We start from the raw sequence: 12,462 nt of genomic DNA, 5'->3' as shown, positions 1-12,462 counted from the left end.
GTTAGGATTTGACGGGGTGGCGAAGGACCTCGACCACGGCGGACATATCTCTGTCGGAATATCCTGCAGCGGCGGCGCGGTCGAAGAGTTCTTTGGCGTTGGTAGCCGTGGTGAGTTCAACGCCAGTCTGCGCGGCGGCGGCGTGGGCGTAGGAGAGATCCTTCGCCATTAGACTGAGGAGGAAGTTAACCGTGTTCTCACCGCTCGTCATCCGCGCGGAGATGTTCGCGAGCAGCGGGCTGCCGGGAGCTCCGGTCTTTAGGACTTCCAGCGCCTTTTCCCGATCCAGACCGCTGTGCTCAAGCCACACCATGCCCTCGGCGAGGGATGCGACTTGGACACCACAGAGGAAGTTGTTCAGTAGCTTCATCTTGGCGCCGCTGGTGACGGGACCGAGATGGATAATCTCCTGACTCATGGCCTCTAGGGCAGGAGTGACCTTCGCGAGGGCCTGCTCCGAGCCTCCAACGAGAAATTTGAGCTTGCCTGCCTCAGCCTGAGCGCGGCTCCCGGTAACCGGTGCATCGAGGAGATCCAGCCCCCTATTTTTAGCCAGTTGTGCGAGCTCAGAGATCCATTCCGGGCTGACCGTGCTGGACTCAACCAGGACTGCGCCGGGTTCGGCTGCGGCGAGCGCACCGTCTTGGCCGGTCCAGGTCTGGCGTGATGCGTTGTCGTCCGAGAGCATGGTGAGGATGAGTTTTGCTCCCTTGGCAGCCTCGGCGGGAGTGTAAGCGACCCTGGCTCCCTGTGCGGCAAACGGCTCAGAACGGCTCGCTGTGCGGTTGTAGACGGTAACTTCAAAATCAGCCTTCAAAAGATTGGTGGCCATTCCGCTGCCCATTGTGCCGAGGCCGAGCAATGCGACGGATATTTTTTCCATGAGGTTTTCCTTTTTCTCCAGGTTAGGCGAGCGAGCGCACTCGAACGGCCTGGCTCGACTTTACCTCTTCCCGAATGGGGTTCTTCAGAGCGCGGCCGAAGCCTTCAAAACGCACTTCAGCAAGATCGCCCTCCTTGAGGACAATGCCCTCCCCAAAGGAGAGTGCGTCAGCTCCGTAGAAGTGGACGTGGACACTGCCGGGCTGACGGTGCCCGGCGAATTTGAAGTGGTGGTGCTCGAGATTAGCGAGGCTATGACACATGTTGTGCTCGCCACTGGCGATGGACTTGCACCAAAGGGTCTCACGGTCGCGTTCGATGCGGACCTCGCCGGAGATGTCGCCGAAGGATGCCCCGACCACGAGCTCGGGTCCAAGACTGCAGGCGCGGAGCTTGGAGCCGGCGAGGTTAAGGTAGTTGCGCTTCTCGAATTTGTGATCGGAGAACTCATTACCTTGAGCGATGCCGATACGAAAGGGCGTGCCATCTTCCGCGATCAGGTAGACGCCAGCGAGTTCGGCCTCTTCGCCTCCGTCCTCGGCATGCGAAGGAATTTCGAGGGGCTCAAAGGGAGCGCGGAGGACAGAACCGTCGCCTTTATAGAACCATTCGGGCGCGATGCCGACTGCGCCTTCCGCCGGGCGGCCGCCTTCGACGCCCCAGCGGAACATACGCATGGAGTCGGTGAGGGCAGCCTCTTCTTCCTGCTCGGATTTTTTGTCCGCGAGGTGCATTGCCTGGCGTTGACGGGCGCTGCCGAGGTGGGTGAGGCCAGTGCCTGCGACCAACAGGCGCGAAGGCTCGCCGGGAACGTCGATGGGCGGAAGCAGACGCCAGGGAGAACGGCCAGAGTAGATGTCGTCGTAGGAGAGGGTCTCTCCGGTGGCTAGCGAGTGCGCCTTGTCAGACATCGACTCCGACGCATCGATGCAATTCTGAGCGAGTTCGTAGACGCTGGAGACTCCGGTGAGGCATCGGAGATGCGGCTCCTCAACGAGAGCGATTCGTCGGGAGGAGCCATCGGTAATCTGCACGAGATGAGTGGGCATAGTGGACTCCTTATCCGATCACCGTGAAACGTTTGAGAGATTCCTCATTGACGGTGAGCCCGAGGCCAGGAGTGTTCTCATCGAGATCGATGTAGCCGTCGGTGGGGACGGGCTCGCCGTCGAAGATGTACCAGAAGAGTTCATTGCCGACTTCGACATCCACTTTTGGAAAGAACTCGGAGATGGGAGCGTTGAGGCTGGCCATCGTGACGTGATAGTTGTGCATCTGCCCGGCGTGGGGGACGACGGGCACCTGGAAGGATTCCGCGAGTGCGGTAATTTTGCGTGCCTGGCTGATACCGCCGACACGGTTGGTGTCGAACTGGATGTAGTCGAGCGCATTGTTCTCGAGCAGCTCACGGAAGCCGAAGATGGTGAACTCGTGCTCGCCGCCCGCGATAGGAACGCGGCCGTAGCTCTTGAGCTCTTTATAGCCGCGGGTATCGTCGGGAATAACAGGCTCCTCGAGCCAGCGTATGCCGAAGGGCTCGATCAGCGGGAGCATGCGTTTGGCGTAGTCAAGAGTCCAGCCCATGTAGGCATCGGTCATCAGATCTATACCCTCACCGATGACCTCGCGCACATTACGGACGAGCTCGACATTTTTCATCATGCCCTCACGGCCATCGAGCGGTCCCCAGCCGAAGCGGAGCTTCATGGCCTTATAGCCCTCGTCTTTGTAGCGCTGGGCCTCTGCGCGAAGCTCATCGATAGGCATGGCATAGAGGCGGCTTGCGTATACGGGAATGCGTTCCTTGGTACGGCCTCCGAGCAGGCGATAGACGGGCTGCTTCGCGTCTTTGCCGAGGAGATCCCAGAGGGCAATGTCGACCGCAGAGATGGCGGTCAGGGCGACACCCTTGCGCCCGAAGGCCATGGTGCGGCGATACATCTGCTGCCACAGGAACTCGATGTCCCAGGGGTCGGCGCCGAGCAGGACAGGCTTAAGGTAGGTGTCGATGAGAGATTTTGTGACGACGGGCGAGAGCGCGGCATTGCCCAGACCAACGAGACCGGAGTCGGTGAAGATCTCGACCAGTACCCAGCCGTGGAAGGCGAAGTTGCCCATGGATGCAGCTCGATAGCTGACGAGATCCATCGGATTGGTGCAGAAATGCGGCGGAAGCGGAACGGTCTTGCCTTCCCACTGTACGACGCGAGTGCGAACTTCTGTGATCTTCATATGTTGCTCTCTATCTCCTGGAGATCGTGACTGCGAAGGGGTTGAATCCTGCCGCCGAATAAGAGGATGGCGAGGAAGCCGATGAGGTGAAAGGTTCCAACCAGAACGAAGAGCGTCCCGTAACCGAAGCCGTGGCCGAGAAGATATCCGGCGACGATGCCGAAGATCGCTCCTCCGATGGCTCCCCCGAAACCGACCAGCCCGGAGACAGTACCGACGGCTGAGAGCGGAAAGATGTCCGCGGGGAGGGTCATGATGAGACCGGACCAGGACTGCTGGCAGAAGAAGGCGATGCTAAAGAGCAGGATGGCCATTTGTACCGGAACCAGCGGCACCAGCATGACCACGGGCATGAAGACAGCGCTCAGGCCGAGAGCGATCTTGCGGGCTTTGTCGAGCGAGTACCCGCGACGAAGCAGGGAGCTGGAAAGCAGTCCGCCGAGGAAGCTGCCGACGCCTGAGGCAGCATAGGGGATCCAGGCATAGTAGCTGACCTGCTTGATATCGAAGTGCCGCGCATCGTAGAGGTACTTTGGAAGCCAGAACAGGAGAAAGTACCAGGCCGAGTCGCTCATGAACTTCGCGAAGACGATGGTCTGAACGCTGCGGAACGCCAGCAATTCACGGAGACTGAGACGATAGGCGAGAAGCCGCGCGTCGAGGGTGTTCGCGGAGAGGGTAAGGTCGTTGTTGCGGTAGGACACCGCCCACCAGACCACCCAGGCGATACCGATCGCCCCGGCTGCAAAGAAGACAGCACGCCAGCCGCTGCGCAGGATGATGAAGCCAATGAGCGGCGGCGCGAGGACGGATCCAACAGCCGTTCCAGCGTTGATGATGCCGACGGCGGTGGAGCGCTGCTCCGCCGGAATCCACTCAGCCACGACGCGGACTGCGGCGGGGAAGGCTCCTCCTTCGCCCATGCCGAGGAGAAAGCGGGCGGAGAGCAGAAGCATAAAGCCAGAGGCGAGGCCATGCAGCGCGCAGGCGATGGACCACCAGAGCATGATGATGAGGAACCCGCGGCGGGTTCCGAGACGGTCGAGCAGGCGACCACCGCCGATGTAAAGCGCGGCATAGGAGAGTAGGAAGGCGGTCTGGAGATAAGAGAACTGCTGGTCGGAGAGAGGGATGTTGTGCTGGATCGCGGCAATGGCGACGGGCAGCGTCTGGCGATCGAAGTAGCTGATTGCGATGGCGACGGTTACAAGCGCGACGGAGTACCAGCGACGGTCTGCACCGCCGCTGGAGAGCTTGCCCGAGGAGACGCCCGAGGAGTTCATTGATCGGCTCGAAATTACCACTTCAGATGCAGAAGAGAGATTCCTTCGCGGGGCATCTCGGTTGCGACTTTCACCTGGCCGTTGACGACGTCGAGCCAGACGGGCGAGGTAAGAAGCTGAAGCTGTCCTGCTGCTTGTAGCTCAGCATACTGCTGTGAACTGGGGTGCTGAGGCGAGCCCATGTGCTGCCACACGGTGTAGGCGTTGCTGTGGGTGTCGTCGATGCGGAAGTGCTGGAGGAGTACGCGATGGACTCCGGCCGGAATGCCAGCGATCGTTACGGTGGTGGGCGCGGCCTGGGCAGGCTGGTTCACGTCGTGATAGTTCCAGAGGAGGACAGCGGCCTCTTTGCCGGAATGGGTGGCGAAGGCATCGATATCCGGAGACTCGCGAACACCTGTGTTGATGAGCGTGTCGAGTGGAACGGCTCCAGTGCTGGTTGTCTTGACGCGGTCACCGGCCATCATGCCGAACATGCGAAAGACGTTAAGGACTGGCTTATCGACTCCGTTGGTGGCGAGGGAACGGAAGCCTTCGAAGTAATCTTTGTCTTCGAACTCAAAGGACCAGCTCAGCATCGAGAGCAAGTCGACTGAGTGACGGTCTTGCAGCTCGAAGAGACCTTTGAAGGCTGCGGCGGTGTAGGCCGGGTAGAGAGTGCCGTTGCGATAGTTGTTGGCTGGATTGACCTTGGACGAACAAGCGGCGCAGCCCTCGGGATCGGCCTCGCTGATGATGATGGGAAGATGCTTGAATTTTGGGAAGCTGGCGACGAGAGCGAAACCCTTGTCGGCGTCGTTGAGCTCGCGGTTGATGCCCATGGTGACCTTCCCTGCTTCGATCTTGGGGAAGCCCTTGGCGTGAAAGGAGATGAAGTCGATGGGGACAGAGCCTCCCGTCGCGGCGCTCTTACCGGAGTTAACGTGTTCTAGAAAATTCTTAAGGAAGATGTTGGCCTTCTCACGACCGGGGCTGGTGCTCGCGGGGCCGCCGACCTTCGCTCCGGGAAGGGCTGCTCTAACGCCTGCTACTGCGTAGTCGTAGAGCTTCCAGTACTCCTCGGGACTGGTGTGCCAGTAGTCGATGTCCGGCTCATTCCAGACCTCGAAGTACCACTTGAGAACCTCGTCTTTGCCGTAGCGCTGAACGAGGTGGGCGGTGACGACGCGTGCAAGCTCGCCCCATTTTTCATAGTCTTTGGGCGGATTATTGGATTTGCCGGAGATGGTCGACTTTGGGTAATGAACCTGGTAGGGCTCGTGACGGTTCGGGAGGTCAGCGGCGAGGTCCTTGGGCATAAAGCCAAGCTCGACCATAGGCCGCACGCCAGCCGCCTTGTAAGCGTCGAAGATGCCGTCGAGGATCGTGAAGTTATAGACCGGCTTGCCGCTCGCGTCTTCGCTGTAGACATTCGTGGAGCTGAATTTGAGCTCGGCCTTGCCGTCTCCGGAGGTGAGCAGATGATGCGCACGGATATAGACGGGAACCGGGCTGAGATCGTGCAACTGCCTGAGCAGCTCTCTACCGTGGCGCATGGTGGTGTAGTTGGCCTCGTCGTAGCCGAACCAGCTATAGATGGGCTTGTAGGGACCGACGGTCTGATTGAGATCGACCTGGATGGTGACGGCGGGCTGGGTTGAAGCGGGAAGCGGCTCCGGGACAGTGCCTTGAGCCCAGGCGCTTCCAGCCGCGGTGGAGACGATACCCGCCGCAAAGATCGTGCGGCTCAGCCAGAGTGAAACCTCAGTCATCGTGTGATCCTTCATGGTTAGAAGTTGTACTTGAGCGCGAACTGGATATCACGCGACGGAACGGAGGTGCTGACGATCTGTCCATAGGTGCTGGTGTCGACCGGCGAGGTAGAAGCGGAGCTGGTGATGCTGGCTCCAGGGGCGCTGAAGCTGGTGGTATTGGAGAGGTTGAAGAACTCCGCTCGGAAAGAGAGAGTGCTTTCGTGAGGCAACGCGAAATTCTTGAAGATGGATGCGTCAAATTGCCGATAGATGTCTGAACGAAGAGTGTTCGCCCGGACGGTTCCGTAGGTGTATTGCGCAGGCTGCACATAACGGGTGTTGTCGAACCAATGAGCAACGGAGCGCTTAAAGTTGGGATTGCCGCCATTGGGATTCAGATTGGGGCGTTGATTTCCAACGCCAGTGTTCGCGCGGTCGCCGGAGATGGTAGGGGTGTAGGGAACGCCGCTGCGCAGCACGATGATGCTCTGTAGCTGCCAGCCACCGAGAGTATTTTCGACGAACCCGTTTGCGTGGGACAGGAAGGCGCGGCCGCGGCCGACTGGAAGTTTGTAACTGCCGCTTAGTGCAAGGTTCTGGGGGATGTCATAAGGCGACAAGGCGTATTCATACCCTGTATTGCCACCTAGCGGGGGCGACTGGTTGAACTGGAAAAACTTCGAATAGGTATAAGCGACAAGGCCCGAGAGTCCATGGCTTTCGCGATGTTCGAGCTTGGCCTGCAGAGAATTGTAGTTAGTTGAAAGATCCTGGGTATTAAAGGTAATGGGTCCCCAGGGCTGATAGGGCCTTCGCGCCTGAACTCCGCCGGGCCCGGGACTGGGATCGTTGAAGTCGTTCGAACTGTTAAGAGCGACCCCATGATTGCCGACATAGCTGATCTCCAGGACGTCGTTGGAGGAGAGCTGCTGCTGAACCCCGAGGCTGTAGTGCTCGTTGTAGCCCAGATTGAGGTGAAGCTTAGTAGGCACGAGTGAGGGATTCGCCTGCGCCGACCCGAGCGGAGTGCCGAGGAAGAAGTCTGATAAGGTACGGGTCGGGATCCCACTCTGCCCCGGGGTTGCACCGGGACGGAGGCTCTGGTTCTGAGTTTCGTTGAGGCGGAATGGAAGGGAGTTCAGGTTGACTCGTCCGCTCGTGCCTTCAGGCTCGTAGAACATGCCAAAGCCGCCACGGATGATGGTCTTGGGAGTTGCAGAGTAAGAAAACCCGACTCTGGGCGCCCATTGATGTTTGTCCGTGTAGGTCAGATTGTAGGGAAGACCCGCGGTGCTGCTGGTCTGAATGTATTTGCCAAAGAACTGGTAAGCCGCAGGCGCTGCAAACTGGGCACTCAGATCGGGCACAGGCCCATTGCCGCCGACGATGATCGGCTGGGCCCGCGCCGGGTCGAAGGTTCCGATCTGGCCTTTGTAGCCATTCAGCCAGGGAGAGTATTCGTATCGCAGGCCAGCGTTGATAGTGAGCCTGTTGCTGAGACGGATATCGTCCTGCGCGAAGAACTGATAGTAGGTCTGCTCACCGCCGAAGTTGTCAGCGGGATAGGCCCTCTGTACAGAAAACGGATAGCCGAGCAGGAAATCGGCATAGGCGTCGCCGCTCAGGCTTCCGTTGAAGGTGAAAGAGCCGGCAAACTGCTGACTGTCATATCCCAACCATTGGTAGTACCGAATAAGCGTGCCGAACTTGATCGACTGCTTTCCTTTAAGAATTGTGAAATTTTCAGTTCCTTCCAGAGCTTTGCGGTCCTGCGATTTCGGTCTCTGATCGAAGGCCGCGCCCTGGAGGGAAGAATAGCCGCTGAAGGAATAGTCCGGAAAGGCACCCCCCACGCCCGGGCGTAACTGTGGAGATAGCCCGGCTACACCGAAGCGGGCATTCCAGTCAGGTCCCTGCAGGAAGGCGCTGAGGCGTACATGGCTAGGCAGATAATGCACACGCGCTTCGTTAACCTTGTTTGCGCCAATGTTGGTGATGAGGCCGACAGCGATGTCCTGACCGAGCGAGGTGAGGCTGGCGGTCCCGAGGGCAGGAGAAGAGTTCGGGTCGGTCTCGCGATTCTTCACATAGATCCAGCGAGCAAACAACCGATTCGATGGTGTGATCTGATCATCCACACGCACCGTGAACTGATCCCAGTCGATTGCCTGCGAAGGTGCATACGCGAAGGTCCCGGTGCTCGTATTCGGAAGCGGGATATATTGCTGGATCGCTAACGCAGGCTGCGATTGCCGGGCCAAAGGGATCGTGTTGTTGGGAAACGGAGTACCGGTGAGCGGATCGCGGATGGCCTTCGCTCCGAAGTTCCCTGACCTCTTCGCCATATCGGGAACAATGCTGTTGAAGACAAGTCCCTGGCGAAGGCGCTGTCCTTCGTAATCGAGGAAGAAGAAGGTCCGATCCTTGCCACTGTAAAGATGCGGAATCGTCAACGGACCGCCGACATCACCGCCAAACTGATTCCGCTTCAGAATCTGGCGAGTGGGAGAGAAGTAGTTGCGAGCGTCCAGTTTGTCGTTCCGGATGAACTCGAAAACTCCACCGTGGAACTGATTGGTGCCCGTTTTGGTCGTCGCGTTGAAGAAGGCGCCGCCCCGGTTATATTCGGCCGAATAGGGGCTCTGCTGCACCGAGAATTCCTGGAGTGCATCAATGGAGGCCTGGATGAAGGTGCCGCCCTGGTGCTGCTCGGTAACGTCGACGCCGTCGAGCAGGAAAGAAGTAGCCGACCCACGTATACCACTGATAACGTTACCGTTTACGATCTCCGGCCTGATGGCGAGGGAATTACCCGTCGCGGCTTGGAGAGAGGCGCCTGGCGTCAGCTGCGCGAGCTTGTAGAAGCCTCGGCCGTTGAGCGGCAGACCTGTGAGCTGCTGGTTTGTGATGACCTGTCCAATGGTTGCCGAATCGGTTGAGAGCAACGGAGCGGCGGTGGTGACCTCAACGGTCTGCGTTGCGGTTCCGACATTGAGCTTGATGTTTTCACGGACGATCTGGCCAACCTGCACCACGATCTGCGAAGTGGTCGTGGTGGCAAACCCCGGCGCCGACACGCTAAGAGTGTACTCGCCCCCTGGAACCGGAGTAATGACGTAGTTACCGCTGCCATCCGTCACGGCGGTCTGCACGATGTTGGTTCCAGTATTGGTCAGCCTCACGGTCGCTCCACTGACGACGGAGCCCTGAGGATCGGTGATTTCACCGACGAAACGACCTTGCTCTACCTGCGCAAGGGCAAAGCAGGCGAGGAATGCGGGAAGAACAAGGGAGAGGCACAGACGTACTGCTCGTTTCAAATATTCGCTCATCATCTTTTCACCATGGAGCACACAAGATGGCTCCGACCGTCTTTCGAATCGGGAACAAAGGTAGTACCGGTGGAAAAAAGATGTCAACAGTAAAGAGCGAAACTTTCGAAGTTATTTGATACCGTCGGATAAAACTCGCCAGACAGCGTTACGTTTGCTTCTCCATGATTGACCAAACCCCGCTGCCAATGGTTGTACCTATACCATTAGGTTCAAACGCATTTTTCTTTGACATTGCTGCAGCATCGAAGCACTATGGACCTATGAACGCACGCCGTGGCGTCGCAAGCCTGAGCGCATCCCAGCACGTCCTCGACAATAAGGAGGATGTCACGCATCTGCTTATCCTGCGATTTCAGCAGATGATGAGTGATGGTGTGCTGCGTCCGGGGACGAAACTGCCCCCTGAGCGGGAGCTGGCTGCGCATTTCAAGGTGGCGCGCTCTTCGCTCCGGCCTGCGCTGAAGGTACTGGAGATTATGGGCGTGATCCAGCAGAGGGTGGGCGACGGTAGTTACCTTAATCGCGACGCCTCTTCCGTGCTCGCAGTGCCGATGGAGTTCCTCTTCCTGCTGGACGACACGTCAGTTCAGGAACTGACGGAACTGCGGTTTCTGATGGAGCCGTCACTGGCGGCGAAGGCGGCGGAGCGAGCGAACTCGAGCGATATAGCGGTGCTGCGGCAGTCGATCGAGGACCTTGAGGCCAGCGAAGGAGACAGGGTGAAGCTGGTAGCGTCGGATCTGTTGTTTCACCGCGCAATCTTCGAAGCATCCGGAAACCGTCTGACTGGACGCCTGTTTCATACAATTCATCGCGCGATGTTGAACATGATGATGGTGACCTCGCAACTCGTGGATCTGGAGCATACCCTCGCCTTTCACAAACCGATTCTGGCAGCGATTGAACAGCGGAACGCGACACTGGCGTCGACACTAATGACCGCCCACTTGGCGGATGCAGCCAACCTGTTGACGCAGATTCAGGAGCAGGAGAAGGAACGCACGCTTCGAGATCATATGGCAACGACGAAGTTCGCCGTCCAAAGGACTCCCCGCACGGCCAAGGCTACGCCCGATAAGGCAAATCAGCGATCCGCTCGGTCCTGATGCGACGCTCCCTGAACGCCCGGCCAGCATAATCAATCAAGCGAGAGCGTCCCGGCGAGACCTGCTATTTTGCAGTTAGCTCCAGCGCGAAATCTTCGATTTCAGGGACTCGCTCTCCTATCGGGAACGGAACCAAGCCATTTAGAGGCACTCAGTCTGGACTCAGGCATCTCACTGCTCCCGATCTGGAGTCCCATACTACGAGGGCAAAGAGACCAATGAAGGAACCAAAGACAGTCGTGATCACCGGAGCCTCGGCTGGGCTCGGGCGTGCCATCGCGCACGCATTCGCAAAAGAAGGTGCCAGAGTGGGCTTAATCGCGCGCGATCCGGTGGCACTCGACGCTACTGCAGCCGAAGTGGAGAGGCTGGGTGGAACGGCTGCTGTATATGCGACGGATGTTAGCGATGATGTTGCTGTAGAGGCGGCCGCCTCTACCTTCGAAGAGAGGCTTGGCCCCATCGACATCTGGGTCAACAATGCTATGGTGTCCGTCTTCTCGCCGATCAAGGAGATGGAGGCCAAAGAATTCCGCCGTGTCACCGAGGTCAATTATCTTGGCTACGTAAATGGAACACTTGCCGCTCTACGTCGCATGCTTCCACGGAATGAGGGTCGAATCATCCAGGTCGGATCCGCTCTAGCGTTCCGCAGTATCCCCTTGCAGTCCGCCTATTGCGCCACCAAACATGCCATCGTTGGTTTTACAGACTCGCTTCGTTGTGAGCTATATCACGATAAAAGCAATGTGCACGTGACCGTCGTCCACATGCCGGCGATGAATACACCGCAATTCACCTGGGTAAAAAGTCGGCTCCCGCGCCTGCCCCAACCCGTCCCTCCAATATTCGAGCCTGAGGTGGGTGCGCGTGTAGTGGCGCACGCGGGATTCACCGCCTCACCTCGCCGCGAGTACTGGGTTGGTGGATCGACCGTGAAAGCGATCGTGGGACAGAGGATCATGCCGGGCTTGCTCGATCGATATCTTGGAAAGACCGGATATGCAGCCCAACAACAGAAGACCCTCGACCCACCGAACCGACAGTACAACCTGTGGGAACCGGTACCTACCTCACTGGGTGCACATGGAGAATTCGACAAGCGAGCGCGGCGGTTCAGTGTACAGGCTACGGCAACGACGCATCGCGGCTGGGTTCTCCTCGGGCTTGGATTAGTCGCTGCCGGACTCTGCGGCAAGAAGCTATTCTCCACATAGCGTCGCAGCGACTGCACTTGAATCCAGCACCCGTACCAGAAACCCTATGAAGAGCAAGAGGCTTCAACAGCTCGGACGTGCGTTTTATGAGCGTTCTCCTGACGTCGTTGCGAAGGCACTCCTGGGTAAAACACTTATTCGTCAATTTCGTGGCGAGAGACTGAGCGGCCGAATCATCGAAGTCGAAGCTTACTTCGGCCTGGAAGATCCAGCTTCGCATGCCTATATTGGCCCCACCTCACGTAACGCTGTGCTCTTCGGACCTCCGGGCGTGGCATACGTGTATCTCATCTACGGCATCCACTACTGCCTGAACGTGTCCTGTCTTCCTGCGGGACAGCCAGGCGGTGTGCTCTTTCGTGCACTCTGCCCGCTTGAAGGAACGGACACGATGGCGAAGCTTCGCAAGCTCCAGCCAAATGCATCTGCAAAGCAACTCACGGGAGGACCCGGTCGCCTGTGTCAGGCTCTTGGCATCACAAGAGAGGCGGAGGGCGGAATCGACATGACGCATCCCGATGCTGCACTCCGCATCGTCGACGACGGTTACGAAACGGGGCCAATCATCAGCACTCCCCGCATCGGCGTAACCAAAGCCATCGATCGACCCTCGCGGTATCTCATCACCGAACGATGTTAGCAACGTAAACCAACGGCTACCGCCAGAGTGTCGA

General features: G+C 58.4%; 9 protein-coding genes. 3 read left to right on the top strand and 6 right to left on the bottom strand.

Annotated features, from left to right (window positions below; translation table 11 throughout):
* Position 1: 1 nt before the first annotated feature.
* Genes JAO29_RS14250 through JAO29_RS14225 form a run of 6 tightly spaced genes read right to left on the bottom strand, consistent with a single transcriptional unit; the run spans position 2 to position 9,450 of the window.
* Entirely contained in the window at positions 2-883 is an 882-nt protein-coding gene (locus JAO29_RS14250) for an NAD(P)-dependent oxidoreductase (RefSeq protein WP_334268909.1), read from the bottom strand.
* Positions 884-905: 22 nt separating this feature from the next.
* Positions 906-1,931: an AraD1 family protein gene (gene araD1, locus JAO29_RS14245; protein ID WP_334268908.1), complete on the bottom strand. Its 1,026-nt coding sequence runs from the start codon at positions 1,929-1,931 to the stop codon at positions 906-908.
* 10 nt (positions 1,932-1,941) lie between these two features.
* Complete coding sequence (locus tag JAO29_RS14240) at positions 1,942-3,114, bottom strand: L-rhamnonate dehydratase (RefSeq protein ID WP_334268907.1); 1,173 nt, start codon at positions 3,112-3,114, stop codon at positions 1,942-1,944.
* On the bottom strand, positions 3,111-4,397 hold the full coding sequence (locus tag JAO29_RS14235; RefSeq protein WP_334268906.1) for an MFS transporter: 1,287 nt from the start codon (positions 4,395-4,397) through the stop codon (positions 3,111-3,113). Before JAO29_RS14235 ends, JAO29_RS14240 begins: the two co-directional genes overlap by 4 nt.
* Positions 4,398-4,411: 14 nt before the next feature.
* Positions 4,412-6,148: a GH39 family glycosyl hydrolase gene (locus JAO29_RS14230; protein ID WP_334268905.1), complete on the bottom strand. Its 1,737-nt coding sequence runs from the start codon at positions 6,146-6,148 to the stop codon at positions 4,412-4,414.
* 17 nt (positions 6,149-6,165) lie between these two features.
* Positions 6,166-9,450 (bottom strand): TonB-dependent receptor, encoded by a 3,285-nt coding sequence (locus tag JAO29_RS14225; protein WP_334268904.1) that lies wholly within the window; start codon positions 9,448-9,450, stop codon positions 6,166-6,168.
* Between the two features lie 275 nt (positions 9,451-9,725).
* On the opposite strand from JAO29_RS14225, the gene JAO29_RS14220 reads away from it, so the two are divergent.
* The 3 genes from JAO29_RS14220 (at position 9,726) to JAO29_RS14210 (ending at position 12,428) form a co-directional block, all read left to right on the top strand.
* Positions 9,726-10,571, top strand: coding sequence for a FadR/GntR family transcriptional regulator (locus JAO29_RS14220; protein ID WP_334268903.1), 846 nt, complete (start codon positions 9,726-9,728; stop codon positions 10,569-10,571).
* Between the two features lie 218 nt (positions 10,572-10,789).
* Positions 10,790-11,788, top strand: a complete 999-nt coding sequence (locus tag JAO29_RS14215) for an SDR family oxidoreductase (protein ID WP_334268902.1) — start codon at positions 10,790-10,792, stop codon at positions 11,786-11,788.
* A 46-nt stretch (positions 11,789-11,834) separates the two neighbouring features.
* A complete protein-coding gene (locus JAO29_RS14210; protein ID WP_334268901.1) occupies positions 11,835-12,428 on the top strand; it encodes a DNA-3-methyladenine glycosylase in 594 nt (197 codons plus the stop codon).
* Positions 12,429-12,462 lie beyond the last annotated feature (34 nt).

It is taken from the genome of Edaphobacter sp. HDX4 (assembly GCF_036877565.1).
GTDB lineage: Bacteria > Acidobacteriota > Terriglobia > Terriglobales > Acidobacteriaceae > Edaphobacter.
The sequence above is the reverse complement of the archived record's forward strand: the minus strand, read 5'-3'. Positions and strand labels throughout refer to the sequence as shown.

Bases quoted from the DNA above. Each gene is read 5' to 3' on its own strand.
- JAO29_RS14250 (WP_334268909.1), bottom strand. From the start codon at position 883: ATGGAAAAAATATCCGTCGCATTGCTCGGCCTCGGCACAATGGGCAGC.
- araD1 (WP_334268908.1), bottom strand. From the start codon at position 1,931: ATGCCCACTCATCTCGTGCAGATTACCGATGGCTCCTCCCGACGAATC.
- JAO29_RS14240 (WP_334268907.1), bottom strand. From the start codon at position 3,114: ATGAAGATCACAGAAGTTCGCACTCGCGTCGTACAGTGGGAAGGCAAG.
- JAO29_RS14235 (WP_334268906.1), bottom strand. From the start codon at position 4,397: ATGAACTCCTCGGGCGTCTCCTCGGGCAAGCTCTCCAGCGGCGGTGCA.
- JAO29_RS14230 (WP_334268905.1), bottom strand. From the start codon at position 6,148: ATGACTGAGGTTTCACTCTGGCTGAGCCGCACGATCTTTGCGGCGGGT.
- JAO29_RS14220 (WP_334268903.1), top strand. From the start codon at position 9,726: ATGAACGCACGCCGTGGCGTCGCAAGCCTGAGCGCATCCCAGCACGTC.
- JAO29_RS14215 (WP_334268902.1), top strand. From the start codon at position 10,790: ATGAAGGAACCAAAGACAGTCGTGATCACCGGAGCCTCGGCTGGGCTC.
- JAO29_RS14210 (WP_334268901.1), top strand. From the start codon at position 11,835: ATGAAGAGCAAGAGGCTTCAACAGCTCGGACGTGCGTTTTATGAGCGT.